The sequence below is a fragment of the Pseudotabrizicola sediminis genome (assembly GCF_004745575.1).
Classification (GTDB): domain Bacteria; phylum Pseudomonadota; class Alphaproteobacteria; order Rhodobacterales; family Rhodobacteraceae; genus Pseudotabrizicola; species Pseudotabrizicola sediminis.
The window spans coordinates 68,460-82,434 of record NZ_RPEM01000007.1 but is presented as its reverse complement, the minus strand read 5'-3'; the positions used below and the strand labels follow the sequence as shown (position 1 = coordinate 82,434).

Genomic DNA, 13,975 nt, shown 5'->3' with positions numbered 1-13,975 from the left:
AGGAATGTGTAAGTTTTAGTTTACACATGCGCCGCAGACTGCCACGATGGGCAGGTAAAACGTCGGGAAAAGGGCGGCACATGGCACTGGACGGACGGATTGAAGCGGCAATGCTGCAGGCGATGTCTTTGACGCAATCGGGGGCGGCCCCGGCGCGGCTGGGGGCGGCGCTGCCCTATGCGGTGTTTCCGGGTGGCGCGCGGATCCGGCCCACCATTCTGATGTCGGTGGCGCTGGCCTGCGGCGATGACCGGCCCGGGCTGACCGATGCGGCGGCGGTGGCGCTGGAGCTGATCCATTGCGCCAGCCTTGTGCATGATGACCTGCCCGCCTTTGACAATGCCGATGTGCGGCGCGGCAAGGCCACCGTGCACCGCGCCTTCGGCGAGCCGCTGGCGGTGCTGGCGGGGGATAGCCTGATCGTGCTGGCGTTCGAGGTTCTGGCGAGTGCCGGGGCCAATGCGCCCGGGCGCGCGTTGCAGCTGGTGCGGCATCTGGCGCAGCGCACAGGCATGCCGATGGGCATCTGTGCAGGCCAGGGCTGGGAGAGCGAGGCGCAGATCAACCTCGACGCTTATCACCGCGCCAAGACCGGCGCGCTGTTCATCGCCGCCACCCAGATGGGGGCGCTTGCGGCGGGGCAGGATGCGGAACCCTGGGAGGAACTGGGCGCGCGGATCGGGTCGGCCTTTCAGGTCGCCGATGATCTGAAAGATGCACTGATGGGGGCCGACGAGATGGGCAAACCGGCGGGGCAGGATGCCGCGCATGGCCGCCCGTCCGCCGTGGCCGAACTGGGAATCTCCGGCGCGGTGGCCCACCTGCGCGACATTCTGGGCGGGGCGATCGCCTCGATCCCGGCCTGCCCCGGCGAGGCGATGCTGGCGCAGATGGTACGGGCCTATGCCGAAAAGATGACCCCGGCGCGGCTGACCGCCGCCAGGGGATAGGGCGTGGCCGATGTGCCGGTGGCCGGGCCAGAGCGAATGCGCAGGCCGGGGCCGGGGTGGCTGGTGCGGGCGGCGATGTCGCCGCGCTTTCATGCCGTTATTGAACGTATTCCGGGCCTTAGACTGAAATCGCGCGCCGAGGGGCGGGCGCTTTTCGATGTGGTGTCGGGCTTTGTGCAGTCACAGGCGCTGCTGGCGCTGGTGGAATTGCGGGTGCTGAACCGGCTGGCTGACGGGCCGCTGAGCACGTCGGCACTGGCGCTGGGGGCTGATGTGCCGCCCGAACGGATGGCCATTCTGTTGCAGTCCGGGGCAGCGCTGAAACTGCTGCGCCATGCGCGCGGTCTTTGGCATCTGACCCCGCGCGGCGGGGCCTTCCTGACCGTGCCGGGGCTGGAGGCAATGGTGCGCCACCATGATGTGCTCTACCGCGACCTGTCTGATCCGGTGGCGTTTTTCCGCGGCCAGACCCAGCCGGAACTGGCCAGGTTCTGGCCCTATGTCTTCGGGGCGGGCGGGGCTGCTGACCCCGCGCTCGCCGCGCGTTACAGCCGGTTGATGACCGACAGTCAGGGGCTGGTGGCGGCAGATACGCTGCGGCTGGTCAGCCTTGGCGGCACAAACCATCTGATGGATGTGGGCGGCGGCACGGGGGCGTTTCTGCGCGCGGTGGCGGCAGAGTACCCGGGCCTGCGCCTGACCCTGTTCGACCTGCCCGCCGTGGTGGCGGGGGCCGCCCCGCTGCCCAACCTGACGGTCCACGCGGGCAGTTTCCGCGATGACCCACTGCCCGAAGGCGCGGATATGATCAGTCTGATCCGGGTGCTTTATGACCATACGGACGCCACGGTGGCGGCGTTGCTGGCCTCTGCCTTGCGCGCCTTGCCCCCCGGCGGGCGGCTGCTGATCTCGGAACCGATGTCGGGCGGGGCTGTGCCAGACCCGGCGACGGATGTTTATTTCGCCATCTATACACTGGCGATGCAAACCGGGCGAACCCGGTCGGCGGCCGAGATTGCCGCGCTGCTGGCCGCGGCAGGCTTCACCGCGATCCGGCCGCTGCCGGGGCCAAGGCCCTATGTCACCTCGGCGATCACGGCGCAAAAGCCTGCGGGCTAAGGGCGCGTCCGATTTTTCGGACAGTTTGCCGACTTATCTTGCGCAAATGTGTCCATTTAAATTGACACTTCCGATTGTAAGTCTAAACTTACACTCAGAGCAAAGACCCCGATGACCTGCGACTCTGTGTCGCGACTTTCGGGAAAGGGAGGAAGACCACGTGAGAACAACTGCCGTCATTCTGTCTGGCCCGCGCGATCTGGGGCTTGGGACATTGGGCCTGAACGCCCCGGCGGTTGGCGATCTGGTGGTCGAGGTGTCGCATTCAGGGATCTCTACCGGCACGGAAAAGCTGTTCTGGACCGGCACGATGCCACCGTTCCCGGGCATGGGCTATCCGCTGGTTCCGGGCTACGAATCGTTTGGCGAGGTGGTGGAAGCCGCCCCCGAAAGCGGCTTCCGGGTGGGCGAGCATGTGTTCGTGCCCGGCGCCAACTGTTTTGAGGGCAACGTGCGCGGGCTGTTCGGTGGTGCCTCGCGCCATCTGGTCACCCCCGCCGCCCGTGTGGCCCGGATGGACCGCAGCATGGGGGCCGAAGGCGCGCTGCTTGCCCTCGCTGCCACCGCCCGCCACGCGCTGGCCGGGTTCAATACCGCGCTGCCCGACCTCATCATCGGCCACGGCACGCTGGGCCGGTTGCTGGCACGCCTGACCATCGCCGCCGGTGCGCCCGCGCCGACCGTGTGGGAGGTCAACCCCGCCCGCCGCGAAGGCGCTGTCGGCTATGACGTGATCGATCCGGAAACGGACACCCGCCGCGATTACAAGGCCATCTACGATGCCAGCGGCGCCAAGGGCTTGCTCGATCAGCTGGTCATGCGTCTGGCGCGTGGTGGCGAGATCGTGCTGGCCGGGTTCTACACCGAACCCGTCGCCTTCGCCTTTCCACCCGCCTTCATGAAAGAGGCGCGGTTCCGGATTGCCGCCGAATGGAACGCCGATGACCTGACCGCCACCCGGGCCCTGATCGAAAGCGGCGCGTTGTCGCTGTCGGGCCTGATCACCCACACCCGTCCGGCAGCGGATGCGACAGGGGCCTACAGAGAGGCCTTTGAAGACGCCACCTGCCTGAAGATGATCCTAGACTGGAGCGGCCACGCATGACCTTGGATATTCCGAACCTCAAAGATTTTGACGCCCGTCTGCGCGATGAAGCGCATGAAGAGCCGACCTTGGAAATCCCGCAGGGCGCGCCGACCAAGAAGACGCAGATCATCGCGATCTACGGCAAGGGCGGCATCGGCAAATCCTTCACGCTGGCCAACCTGAGCCACATGATGGCCGAAATGGGCCAGCGCGTGCTGCTGATCGGCTGCGACCCGAAATCGGATACGACTTCGCTGCTCTTTGGCGGCAAGGCCTGCCCGACCATCATCGAAACCTCCACCCGCAAGAAGCTGGCGGGCGAAGAGGTGAAAATCGGCGATGTCTGCTTCAAGCGCGGCGGCGTCTTCGCGATGGAACTGGGTGGGCCAGAGGTTGGCCGCGGCTGCGGCGGGCGCGGGATCATCCACGGGTTCGAGCTGCTGGAAAAACTGGGGTTCCACGACTGGGACTTTGACTATGTGCTGCTGGACTTCCTTGGTGATGTGGTTTGCGGCGGATTCGGTCTGCCGATCGCCCGCGACATGGCGCAAAAGGTGATCCTGGTTGCCTCGAACGACCTGCAATCCCTGTATGTCGCCAACAACGTCTGCTCGGCGGTGGAATACTTCCGCCGGATGGGCGGCAATGTCGGTGTGGCGGGGCTGGTTATCAACAAGGATGACGGCACCGGCGAAGCGGCGGCCTTTGCCGAAGCGGTCAAGATCCCGGTGCTGGCGGCCATTCCGCAAGACGACGACCTGCGCAAGAAATCGGCCAATTATCAGATCGTTGGCAGCTATGAGAGCCAATGGGGCCCGATGTTTGCCGATCTTGCCACCGCCGTGGGCCTGGCGCCCCCGGTGCGCCCGGCACCGCTGTCGCAGGACGCGCTGCTCGGCCTGTTCAGCGCCGAACACACAGGGGCCGATTTTGTGCTGACCCCGGCCACAGATGCCGACATGCGCGGCAAATACGCCACCACCAAAGCCTCGTTGGAAGTGGTGTATGACAATGTTTGATCTGGAAACCCTTGCCCGTCTGGAAGCAGCATTGCGCGCGCTGCAGCGCAAGGCAGGCCAACAATGACCGGCCTGCGCCATGTCATCGCCGACCAGACCCCGGAGGGCGGGGCAGCCCTGCCATCGGTGGATGGCACGGGATGCCATGCCGGGGCAGGCCAGATGCAGGCCGCAGCGCGGGCTGCGGGCAATTCCGAACTGTTGGACCGCTACGCCGCCGATTACCCGCAAGGCCCGCACGACAAGCCGCAATCCATGTGCCCGGCCTTTGGCAGCTTGCGCGTCGGCTTGCGGATGCGGCGGGTGGCCACGGTGCTGTCAGGCTCGGCCTGCTGCGTCTATGGGCTGACGTTTGTCTCGCATTTCTACGGCGCGCGCCGGTCTGTCGGCTATGTGCCGTTCAACTCGGAATCGCTGGTGACCGGCAAGCTGTTCGAAGACATCCGCGATGCAGTGCACGAACTGGCCGATCCCGAGCGCTATGATGCGGTGGTGGTCACCAACCTGTGCGTGCCCACCGCCAGCGGCGTGCCGCTGCGGCTGCTGCCGTCTGAAATCAACGGTGTGCGCATCGTGGGCATTGACGTGCCGGGCTTTGGCGTGCCGACCCATGCGGAAGCCAAGGATGTGCTGGCCGGTGCCATGCTCGCCTATGCCCGCAATGAGATCATGGCTGGCCCCGTCGCCGCCCCCGCCTCGGGCCGGTCCGACCGTCCTGCCGTTGCCCTGCTGGGCGAAATGTTCCCCGCCGACCCGATGATGATCGGCGCGATGCTGGCCCCGATGGGTCTGGCCGCTGGCCCCGTGGTGCCCTGCCGCGAATGGCGCGAATTGTACGCAGCCCTCGACTGCAAGGTCGTCGCCGCGATCCACCCGTTCTACACGGCATCGGTGCGCGAATTCCAATCGGCAGGCCGCACCATCGTGGGTTCTGGCCCTGTGGGCTATGACGGCACGCTTGAGTGGTTGAAGAACATCGGCGAAGCCTATGATGTCTCGCCCGAAAAGATCATCGCCGCCCAGAATGCCTTTGGCGCTGCCATCAAGGGCGCTCTGGCCGCGAACCCGATCAAGGGCCGGATCACGCTGTCGGGCTATGAAGGGTCCGAACTGCTGGTCGCCCGCCTGCTGATCGAAAGCGGTGCCGATGTGCCATACGTCGGCACCGCCTGCGCCCGCAGCGAGTGGAGCGAGGCGGACCGTGCCTGGCTGGCCGACAAGGGCGTGTCGGTGAAGTTCCGCGCGAGCCTGGAAGACGATTGCGCCGCGATGGAAGGCTTCCAGCCTGACCTCGCCATCGGCACCACGCCCGTGGTTCAAAAGGCAAAAGAGCTTGGTATTCCCTCGCTTTACTTCACGAACCTCATCTCGGCGCGGCCCTTGATGGGCCCTGCCGGTGCTGGCTCGCTGGCGCAAGTGATCAACGCGGCCATGGGCAACAAGGCCCGGATGATCGGCATGAAAGCCTTCTTTGAAGGTGTGGGCAAAGCCGACACCGCCGGCATCTGGGAAGGCGCGCCGAACCTGCGCCCCGATTTCCGCGCCGCGCACCAGAAAAAGATCGACAAGCTGGCCCGCGCCGCCAAGGCGGAGGAAATGATCTGATGCTTATTCAGGATCATGACCGGGCTGGCGGCTACTGGGGCGCCATTTACGCCTTCTGCGCTGTCAAGGGTTTGCAAGTGGTGATCGACGGTCCCGTGGGCTGCGAGAACCTGCCGGTGACGTCGGTGCTGCACTACACCGACGCGCTGCCGCCGCATGAGCTTCCCATCGTCGTCACCGGTCTGGGTGAGGATGAGATGACATCGGGCACCGAGGCCTCGATGGCCCGCGCCTGGAAAACGCTCGACCCCGCACTGCCTGCGGTCGTCGTCACCGGCAGCATTGCCGAGATGATCGGCGGCGGGGTCACGCCTGCGGGCACCAATATCCAGCGCTTTTTGCCTCGCACCATCGATGAGGATCAATGGCAATGCGCCGACAGGGCGATGACCTGGATCTTCACCGAGTTCGGCATGACCAAGGGCAGGATGCCGCTGGAGAAAAAGCGCGAAGAAGGGGCCAAGCCCCGCGTCAACATCCTTGGCCCGATGTACGGCACCTTCAACATGGCGTCGGACCTGTTTGAAATCCGCCGCCTGATTGAGGGCATCGGGGCAGAGGTCAACATGGTGATGCCGCTTGGCGCCCATCTGGCCGAAATGCGCAATCTGGTGAATGCTGATGTCAACATCGTCATGTACCGCGAATTTGGCCGGGGTCTGGCCGAGGTGCTGGGCAAACCCTATCTGCAAGCGCCCTTCGGCCTTGAATCCACCACCAAGTTCCTGCGCACGCTGGGAGAGCTGCTGAACCTTGATGTGGAACCCTTCATCGAGCGGGAAAAGCACTCCACGCTGAAGCCGGTCTGGGATCTGTGGCGCTCGGTCACGCAGGATTTCTTTGCCACGGCCAGCTTTGCCATCGTCGCCAATGAAACCTATGCGCGCGGCGTGCGGGCGTATCTTGAGGATGATCTGGGCCTGCCTTGCGCCTTTGCGGTATCCCGCGTGGCCGGGAAAAAGACCAACAACGAGGCGATCCGCGCCGATCTGAAGGCCCACCGGCCGCTGATCGTGATGGGGTCGATCAACGAGAAGATGTATCTGGCGGAATTGAAGGGCGGTCACGGACCGGCCCCTAGCTTCATCGCCGCCAGCTTTCCGGGCGCTGCGATCCGGCGCCACACCGGCACGCCCTTCATGGGCTATGCGGGCGCGGTCTGGATCTTGCAGGAAGTGTGCAACGGGCTGTTCGAGGCGTTGTTCCACATCCTGCCGCTGGGCACCGAAATGGACAGTGCGGCGGCCACGCCCACCACGCTGCGCCGCGATTTTCCATGGGATCTGGATGCTCAGGCAGCCCTTGATCGCATCGTTTCCGAACATCCGGTTCTGACCCGGATCTCTGCCGCCAAGTCCTTGCGGGATGCGGCGGAAAAGGCCGCGCTCGACCAAGGGGCCGAGCGGGTGATTGTCGAATTTGTCGAAGGACTGACCGGGGATGCCCGACCGCCTTCGAGCCAGAAAACCAAGGGAGGCACGACATGAGTGACCAGACCGCGAACGGGCATGCCCACCGCACGCCCAAAGCCGAATTCTACATCTATTTCTCGCTGATCTTCATGGTCGCCGTGCCCCTGTCGCTTGTCGCCTGGGTCTGGACCACGCTGCGCGATCAGCGGTTCCCGAAATATGGCCCCTTTGCCCGCGCCTGGCGCGAAGCAGGAGCCATCACCCCGGCGATTTTCCGGACCTGACCGGTCCGGTGCGTCTGCCACCCCGGCCCTGACGGGCCGGACAGAATTTCCTTCCGCCGCGCCCGTCGGAAGTCAACGCTTCGCCCCAACCGCCGTTTCACGCGAGGGGGGTGAAAAACCCGGAAAGGCACTCCGCCGATCCGTGACCCACGCCGCAGGGTATGCGGCGCAGTCTTCATATCCGGAGGATATAACATGGCTGATAGAACCGACCTGAGTTTCACAGGTCTGACCGACGAGCAGGCGCAAGAATTGCATTCTGTTTACATGAGCGGCCTTTGGCTTTTCACGGCGATTGCCGTGGTTGCTCATCTGGCAGTCTACATCTGGCGCCCTTGGTTCTGAGGAGGACACACAATGTCGAAATTCTATAAAATCTGGCTGATCTTCGATCCCCGTCGCGTTTTCGTGGCACAGGGCGTGTTCCTGTTCCTGCTTGCCGCGATGATCCACCTCGTCCTGCTGTCGACCCCGTCCTACAACTGGCTCGACATCGCAGCGGTGAAGTACGACCGCGTTGTGGTTGCGGAATAATCTGTGACCCCCTCGCGGGCGGCCTGCAGGTCAGGCCGCCCGCGAAAATATCCTAATATTTAAAGTCGGCTCCACATGGCGCATTCCGCCCATGAAGGGACCGCCTCCATAAACGCGGAGAGGGAAGCATGGCACTGCTCAGCTTCGAACGAAAATACCGCGTGCCAGGCGGCACGCTTGTTGGCGGGAATCTGTTCGACTTCTGGGTCGGCCCTTTCTACGTCGGCTTCTTTGGAGTCCTGGGCTTCTTCTTTGCAGCCCTCGGCACGATTCTGATATTTTACGGCGCGAGCCTGCAGGGGACATGGAACCCCTGGCTGATCTCGATCGCGCCACCCCCGGTGGAAATGGGTCTGGCCGCAGCACCGCTGCGCGAGGGCGGGTTGTGGCAGATCATCACCATCTGCGCGACCGGTGCCTTCGTGGCCTGGGCGCTGCGCGAGGTGGAAATCTGCCGCAAGCTGGGCATGGGCTTTCATGTGCCGGTGGCCTTTGGGGTGGCAATCTTTGCGTACCTCACGCTGGTGGTGATCCGCCCGGTCATGATGGGCGCCTGGGGCTATGCCTTTCCCTACGGGATCTGGACGCACCTCGACTGGGTGTCGAACACCGGCTACCAATATGGCAACTTCCACTACAACCCGGCGCATATGATCGCGGTGAGCTTCTTCTTCACCACGGCGCTGGCACTGTCCTTGCACGGCGCGCTGATCCTGTCGGCGGCCAACCCTGAAAAGGGCAAGGAAATGCGGACCCCTGATCACGAGGATACCTATTTCCGCGATCTGATCGGGTATTCGGTCGGCACGCTTGGCATCCACCGTGTGGGTCTGCTTCTTGCGCTGAATGCCGGGTTCTGGTCGGCAATCTGTATCGTGATTTCCGGCACCATCTGGTTCGATCAATGGATCGTCTGGTGGGACTGGTGGCTGAACCTGCCCTGGTGGGCCGGTATGGAGGGAGGCATCAATGGCTGAGTATCAAAACATCTTCACTCAGGTCCAGGTCCGCGCCGAGCCCGAGATGGGTCTTGTCGAAGGGGTGGAACTGCACAACCGCAGCAATGGTGCCACGTTCTCAAATCTGGCAGGCTGGATCGGCAATGCGCAGCTGGGGCCGATCTATCTGGGCACCATGGGCGTGATCTCGCTGGTGTCGGGGGCGATCTGGTTCTTCACCGTCGGCGCCTGGTACTGGTATCAGGCGGGTCTGAACCCGGCTGTGTTCCTGCGCGACCTGTTCTGGTTCAGTCTTGAGCCACCGGCAGAAGAATACGGTCTGGGCTTTGCCCCGATTGCCGAAGGCGGGCTGTGGATCATTGCCAGCTTCTTCTTGCTGGTCAGTGTCTGTGCCTGGTGGGTGCGCACTTACCTTCGGGCGCAGGCCCTGGGGATGGGCAAACATGTGTCATGGGCTTTCGCCTCGGCCATCTGGTTGTTCCTGGTGCTGGGCCTGTTCCGTCCGATCCTGATGGGATCGTGGAGCCACGCCGTGCCCTATGGCATCTTCAGCCATCTGGACTGGACCAACCTGTTCAGCCTGACCTATGGCAACCTGTTCTACAATCCGTTCCACGCGCTTTCGATCGTGTTCCTGTATGGGTCAGCCCTGCTGTTCGCCATGCACGGGGCGACCATTCTTGCTGTCTCCCGTTTCGGCGGCGACCGCGAGCTGGAGCAGATCGTCGACCGCGGCACGGCATCGGAACGGGCGGCGCTGTTCTGGCGCTGGACCATGGGCTTCAACGCCACGATGGAGGGGATTCACCGCTGGGCCTGGTGGTTTGCCGTGCTGGTCACGCTGACCGGCGGCATTGGTATCCTGCTGACCGGCACTGTGGTGGACAACTGGTTTGTCTGGGCACAGGAACACGGCTACGCGCCGCTAGATTAAGGGGAAAGCCATGTCTGACCATCCATTCTACCGGGACGAAAACCCCAAAAGCCGCCTGCGGATCTGGATCTTTGGCCAGATGATGTACGGGGCCATGCTGGCTGCGGCTGTCTTTGTCGCCTGCCTGCTGTTCTTTGCGGTGTTCTACGGCATCGGGCTTCTGTTGCCCGAAGAAAGCCGCCAGACGCCCGATCCGATGCCACGCTCAAGCCTTGAGCAGCCGCTGGCACCGGCCGGGCACGATCTGGCCTGACACTTGCGCCCGGGCGGTGTGCCGCCCGTGCCAACCTTATTCGGGCCATCAATGCCGGTCCGGATCCGGGGCATAACCACAGCCCGGTTCCCTTCCTGTTGGCGACAGGGACCTGGTGCCGTGTGGAGACGATCCATACGGCACTTTTTTCTTTTCTGCGGGGAGGGAAAGATCATGCTTTGGAGGAGGCACCCATGAACGATCCCATCAGTCACACCCCCACGCTGGACAAAGTCTCCGGCCCCGCCGATCTGAAGGCGCTGACCGATGCCGAGCTGACGGCTCTGGCGGGCGAGTTGCGACGCGAAACGATTGATGTGGTCAGCAAGACCGGCGGGCATCTGGGGTCATCCCTGGGCGTGGTCGAGCTGACGGTGGCCATCCATGCGGTGTTCAACACGCCCTTGGACAAGCTGATCTGGGATGTCGGGCACCAATGCTATCCGCACAAGATACTCACCGGGCGGCGCGACCGGATGCTGACCCTGCGGCAGGCCGGGGGCCTGAGCGGGTTCACCAAGCGCGCCGAGTCCGAGTACGACCCCTTTGGCGCCGCGCATTCCAGCACCTCGATCTCTGCCGCACTGGGCTTTGCCGTCGGGCGCGAAATGGGCATGCCGGTGGGCGATACCATCGCGGTGATCGGTGACGGTGCCATCACTGCCGGCATGGCCTATGAGGCGATGAACCACGCGGGCCACCTGAAAACCCGGATGTTCGTGATCCTGAACGACAATGACATGAGCATTGCCCCCCCCGTGGGTGCCTTGCAGCGGTACTTCAACGATATCGCGGTCAAGGGGCCGCTGGCCACGCTGAAAGCGGTGGCCGAGGGTGTCGAGGCGCATCTGCCCGGTGCGGTGCGCGACGGCGCGCGGCGGGCGCGGCAAATGGTGACGGGCATGCCGGGCGGGGCGACCTTGTTCGAAGAATTCGGTTTCACCTATATCGGGCCGGTAGACGGGCATGACATGCCGCAACTGCTGGCCACCTTGCGCGCCGCGCGGGCGCGGGCCACCGGACCGGTGCTGATCCATGCGGTGACGGTCAAGGGCAAGGGCTATGCCCCCGCCGAAGGCGCCGATGACAAATACCACGGTGTCGCAAAATTCGACGTGGCCACCGGCGCGCAGGTCAAATCAAAGTCGAACGCCCCCAGCTATACAGCCGTGTTCGGGCAAAAGCTGACCGAAGAGGCGGCGCGCGATCCGCGCATCGTGGGCATCACCGCCGCCATGCCGGGGGGCACCGGGCTTGACGTGATGGCGCGGCGCTTTCCGGCGCGGGTGTTTGATGTGGGCATTGCCGAACAGCATGGCGTGACCTTTGCCGCAGGGCTTGCCGCCAGTGGCATGAAACCGTTCTGCGCGATCTATTCCAGTTTCCTGCAGCGCGGCTATGACCAGATCGTGCATGATGTGGCCCTGCAGAACCTGCCGGTGCGCTTTGCCATCGACCGGGCCGGGCTGGTGGGGCAGGACGGCGCGACCCATGCCGGGGCGTTTGACGTGGCCTTCCTTGCCAACCTGCCCAACATGACCGTCATGGCCTGCGGTGACGAGGCGGAGTTGTGCCACATGATCGCCACCGCCGTGGCCCACGACTCTGGCCCCATCGCCTTTCGCTATCCGCGCGGCGAAGGCAGGGGGGTCGAGATGCCCGAACGCGGCACCGCCCTGCCCATCGGCAAGGGGCGCGTGCTCAAACAGGGGTCCGACGTGGCGCTGCTGTCCTTTGGTGCGCATCTGTCCGAGGTGCTGGCGGCAGCTGACCTGCTGGAGGCCGAGGGCATCAGCGTGACCGTGGCCGATGCCCGCTTTGCCAAACCGCTGGACCATGCGCTGATCGACACGCTGATCGCGGACCATCAGGCGCTGATCACGGTCGAGCAGGGCAGCACCGGGGGCTTTGGGGCCTTGGTGCTGCATTATCTGGCCGGGTCGGGTCAGCTGGAACTGGGCCGCGCGATCCGCACCATGGTGCTGCCGGACCAGTTCATCGATCAGGCGGCCCCTGCGCAGATGTATGACTGGGCGGGCCTGTCCGCCCGCGATATTGCGACCACGGCGCAGGGTGCTTTGCGGCGCGAGGCGGCGGGCAAGGGGCTGCGGCTGGTTTGAGGGCTGCGCGGGCGGCGGATGACGGCGCCTCTGGCGGGCGTATTTTTGAAAGGCGCACTCTGCCAAGCGCGCGACGGGGCCGCTGCGGGCTTGTCTTCCGCGCGGGCGCGGCGCAGTCTGGCACCTAGGGTGTGGCATTGCGGGACCGGGCGGATGTTGGGTATGGGAAGCGTCAGGGCCTTTGGTCTGGCGGTGATGTTTGCGGCGTTGCCGGCCAGTGCGCAGGCTGAGCCGGTTCTGGTCAGCGTGACCGCGCTGCTGCCCGAGGGAGCCGCGCCGCGCCCGGTGTCTTGGTCGGCGGTGCCGCTGAACCTGCCCGAGACCGCAGATGTGCTCAAGGCGATGATCGTGACGCCCGAACCGGTCGCCGGGCCCTGGCAGGTGCTGCTGGTGCCGGGGGAATATGTGATTTCAGGCTTTACCGAAGCAGAGCTTTTTGAGGCCACGACACTGGTGACCGCGCAGACCACGCTGATCGCGGTGCCGGTGCTGGCGATTGAACCGCAGGTTGCTCTGCGCTGCACCGAACCGCGCTGCGACTATGCCGATGCGGCGACCGGGCTGCGCCTGACCCTGCCACAGGGCTGGGTGGTGGATGTGCCTTATCACGCCGATCTGGGCGGCGGCGCACTGGCCCCCGAGGTGTCGACGGTGTTCTATGAGGATGTCGAAGGCGATGGCGGCGCGGTCTGGTTTCTCAATCCGATGGACTGGATCACCAATGATACCGGCCCCTGCCGTGCGGTGGCGCAGGGCAGCCTGTGCACCTTTGAGATAACTCCGGCGGCAGAATCGGGGTTTGCGATCATTGCGCCCTCATTGCAAAGGCTTGATGTGCCAACAGAATAGGCGGCTCGGCGCAGAAGCCGCAGGTGCATAAAAATCGCACGGCTCTGTGGGGCGTGGTCTGACTGCGGCGTTGCCCCCGCCGGGCAGATGTGGCAAGACGAAACTCAGCCGATCCAGACCGATGAGTTCAGCCAATGACCGATTTCTCTGCCCGCCGCGTGATGATGGTTGACACCCAGGTGCGCCCTTCGGATGTGACCAAGTTTCCCATCATCGACGCCATGCTGAGCGTGCCGCGCGAAACCTTTGTGCCGCGCGACAAGCGCGAGGCGGCCTATATGGGCGAAAATCTGGTGCTGCAACAGGACCGTGTGATGCTGGAACCGCGCACGCTGGCCAAACTGCTGGACGCGCTGGACATTCAGCCTGACGAAATGGTGCTCGATCTGGGCTGCGGGCTTGGCTATTCGGCGGCGGTGCTGGCGCGGCTGGCCGATGCGGTGGTCGCGGTCGAGGAAGATGAAGCGATGGCGGTCGAGGCGCAGCATCTGCTGTCGCAGGCGTCGGTCGACAATGCGGCGGTGATCGTCGGGCCGCTGGCCGAAGGGGCCGCAAAGCATGGCCCCTATGACGTGATCACGGTGCAGGGCGGGGTGGAGGTTATTCCACCCGCGCTGCTGGACCAGCTGAAGGATGGCGGCCGGATTGCCGCCGTGTTCATGGAAGGCGCGCTTGGCGTGGCCCGGGTCGGCTATAAATCCGACGGCAAGGTCAGCTGGCGCTTTGTGTTCAACGCCGCAGCCCCGGTTTTGCCGGGCTTTGGCGCATCGGGCGGGTTCCAATTCTGACAGGCTGTTGTGACCCAGTGTTTATGGTACAATGGTGCGTTGGGTAAGATGACGGAAAGCAG

Annotated in this window: 15 protein-coding genes; all 15 read left to right on the top strand. The window is 64.4% G+C overall.

The window, feature by feature from the left end; genetic code table 11:
- Nucleotides 1-80 precede the first annotated feature (80 nt).
- The 15 genes from EEB11_RS11490 to EEB11_RS11420 all read left to right on the top strand — a co-directional run bounded on the left by EEB11_RS11490 (nucleotide 81) and on the right by EEB11_RS11420 (nucleotide 13,913).
- Nucleotides 81-950 carry a polyprenyl synthetase family protein gene (locus tag EEB11_RS11490; protein ID WP_135431461.1) on the top strand — a complete coding sequence of 290 codons (870 nt, stop codon included), beginning with the start codon at nucleotides 81-83 and terminating at the stop codon, nucleotides 948-950.
- Nucleotides 951-986: 36 nt separating this feature from the next.
- Nucleotides 987-2,069: a methyltransferase gene (locus EEB11_RS11485; RefSeq protein WP_135431775.1), complete on the top strand. Its 1,083-nt coding sequence runs from the start codon at nucleotides 987-989 to the stop codon at nucleotides 2,067-2,069.
- Nucleotides 2,070-2,229: 160 nt separating this feature from the next.
- Nucleotides 2,230-3,174: a chlorophyll synthesis pathway protein BchC gene (bchC, locus tag EEB11_RS11480; RefSeq protein WP_135431460.1), complete on the top strand. Its 945-nt coding sequence runs from the start codon at nucleotides 2,230-2,232 to the stop codon at nucleotides 3,172-3,174.
- The gene (locus EEB11_RS11475; RefSeq protein WP_135431459.1) at nucleotides 3,171-4,175 is read left to right on the top strand and encodes a chlorophyllide a reductase iron protein subunit X; all 1,005 of its coding nucleotides are present in this window, start codon (nucleotides 3,171-3,173) and stop codon (nucleotides 4,173-4,175) included. Before bchC ends, EEB11_RS11475 begins: the two co-directional genes overlap by 4 nt.
- A 63-nt stretch (nucleotides 4,176-4,238) precedes the next feature.
- Entirely contained in the window at nucleotides 4,239-5,780 is a 1,542-nt protein-coding gene (bchY, locus tag EEB11_RS11470; RefSeq protein WP_135431458.1) for a chlorophyllide a reductase subunit Y, read from the top strand.
- Nucleotides 5,780-7,267, top strand: a complete 1,488-nt coding sequence (gene bchZ / locus EEB11_RS11465) for a chlorophyllide a reductase subunit Z (protein ID WP_135431457.1) — start codon at nucleotides 5,780-5,782, stop codon at nucleotides 7,265-7,267. The genes bchY and bchZ overlap by 1 nt, the downstream gene beginning before the upstream one ends.
- On the top strand, nucleotides 7,264-7,476 hold the full coding sequence (gene pufQ, locus EEB11_RS11460; protein ID WP_135431456.1) for a cytochrome PufQ: 213 nt from the start codon (nucleotides 7,264-7,266) through the stop codon (nucleotides 7,474-7,476). Before bchZ ends, pufQ begins: the two co-directional genes overlap by 4 nt.
- A 195-nt stretch (nucleotides 7,477-7,671) precedes the next feature.
- Nucleotides 7,672-7,821, top strand: a complete 150-nt coding sequence (pufB, locus tag EEB11_RS11455; RefSeq protein WP_100198094.1) for a light-harvesting antenna LH1, beta subunit — start codon at nucleotides 7,672-7,674, stop codon at nucleotides 7,819-7,821.
- 12 nt (nucleotides 7,822-7,833) lie between these two features.
- Complete coding sequence (gene pufA / locus EEB11_RS11450) at nucleotides 7,834-8,010, top strand: light-harvesting antenna LH1, alpha subunit (protein WP_103333155.1); 177 nt, start codon at nucleotides 7,834-7,836, stop codon at nucleotides 8,008-8,010.
- Nucleotides 8,011-8,138: 128 nt separating this feature from the next.
- Nucleotides 8,139-8,987: a photosynthetic reaction center subunit L gene (gene pufL, locus EEB11_RS11445; RefSeq protein WP_135431455.1), complete on the top strand. Its 849-nt coding sequence runs from the start codon at nucleotides 8,139-8,141 to the stop codon at nucleotides 8,985-8,987.
- Entirely contained in the window at nucleotides 8,980-9,903 is a 924-nt protein-coding gene (pufM, locus tag EEB11_RS11440; RefSeq protein WP_135431454.1) for a photosynthetic reaction center subunit M, read from the top strand. Before pufL ends, pufM begins: the two co-directional genes overlap by 8 nt.
- Before the next feature lie 10 nt (nucleotides 9,904-9,913).
- Nucleotides 9,914-10,156: an RC-LH1 core complex protein PufX gene (gene pufX / locus EEB11_RS11435; RefSeq protein ID WP_135431453.1), complete on the top strand. Its 243-nt coding sequence runs from the start codon at nucleotides 9,914-9,916 to the stop codon at nucleotides 10,154-10,156.
- A 194-nt stretch (nucleotides 10,157-10,350) separates the two neighbouring features.
- Nucleotides 10,351-12,276 (top strand): 1-deoxy-D-xylulose-5-phosphate synthase, encoded by a 1,926-nt coding sequence (gene dxs / locus EEB11_RS11430; protein ID WP_135431452.1) that lies wholly within the window; start codon nucleotides 10,351-10,353, stop codon nucleotides 12,274-12,276.
- Between the two features lie 162 nt (nucleotides 12,277-12,438).
- Nucleotides 12,439-13,125: a hypothetical protein gene (locus EEB11_RS11425; protein ID WP_135431451.1), complete on the top strand. Its 687-nt coding sequence runs from the start codon at nucleotides 12,439-12,441 to the stop codon at nucleotides 13,123-13,125.
- A gap of 134 nt (nucleotides 13,126-13,259) precedes the next feature.
- Nucleotides 13,260-13,913, top strand: coding sequence for a protein-L-isoaspartate O-methyltransferase family protein (locus EEB11_RS11420; RefSeq protein ID WP_135431450.1), 654 nt, complete (start codon nucleotides 13,260-13,262; stop codon nucleotides 13,911-13,913).
- Nucleotides 13,914-13,975: the final 62 nt, after the last annotated feature.

Bases quoted from the DNA above. Each gene is read 5' to 3' on its own strand.
- EEB11_RS11490 (WP_135431461.1), top strand. From the start codon at position 81: ATGGCACTGGACGGACGGATTGAAGCGGCAATGCTGCAGGCGATGTCT.
- EEB11_RS11485 (WP_135431775.1), top strand. From the start codon at position 987: ATGCGCAGGCCGGGGCCGGGGTGGCTGGTGCGGGCGGCGATGTCGCCG.
- EEB11_RS11475 (WP_135431459.1), top strand. From the start codon at position 3,171: ATGACCTTGGATATTCCGAACCTCAAAGATTTTGACGCCCGTCTGCGC.
- bchY (WP_135431458.1), top strand. From the start codon at position 4,239: ATGACCGGCCTGCGCCATGTCATCGCCGACCAGACCCCGGAGGGCGGG.
- bchZ (WP_135431457.1), top strand. From the start codon at position 5,780: ATGCTTATTCAGGATCATGACCGGGCTGGCGGCTACTGGGGCGCCATT.
- pufQ (WP_135431456.1), top strand. From the start codon at position 7,264: ATGAGTGACCAGACCGCGAACGGGCATGCCCACCGCACGCCCAAAGCC.
- pufB (WP_100198094.1), top strand. From the start codon at position 7,672: ATGGCTGATAGAACCGACCTGAGTTTCACAGGTCTGACCGACGAGCAG.
- pufA (WP_103333155.1), top strand. From the start codon at position 7,834: ATGTCGAAATTCTATAAAATCTGGCTGATCTTCGATCCCCGTCGCGTT.
- pufL (WP_135431455.1), top strand. From the start codon at position 8,139: ATGGCACTGCTCAGCTTCGAACGAAAATACCGCGTGCCAGGCGGCACG.
- pufM (WP_135431454.1), top strand. From the start codon at position 8,980: ATGGCTGAGTATCAAAACATCTTCACTCAGGTCCAGGTCCGCGCCGAG.
- pufX (WP_135431453.1), top strand. From the start codon at position 9,914: ATGTCTGACCATCCATTCTACCGGGACGAAAACCCCAAAAGCCGCCTG.
- dxs (WP_135431452.1), top strand. From the start codon at position 10,351: ATGAACGATCCCATCAGTCACACCCCCACGCTGGACAAAGTCTCCGGC.
- EEB11_RS11425 (WP_135431451.1), top strand. From the start codon at position 12,439: ATGGGAAGCGTCAGGGCCTTTGGTCTGGCGGTGATGTTTGCGGCGTTG.
- EEB11_RS11420 (WP_135431450.1), top strand. From the start codon at position 13,260: ATGACCGATTTCTCTGCCCGCCGCGTGATGATGGTTGACACCCAGGTG.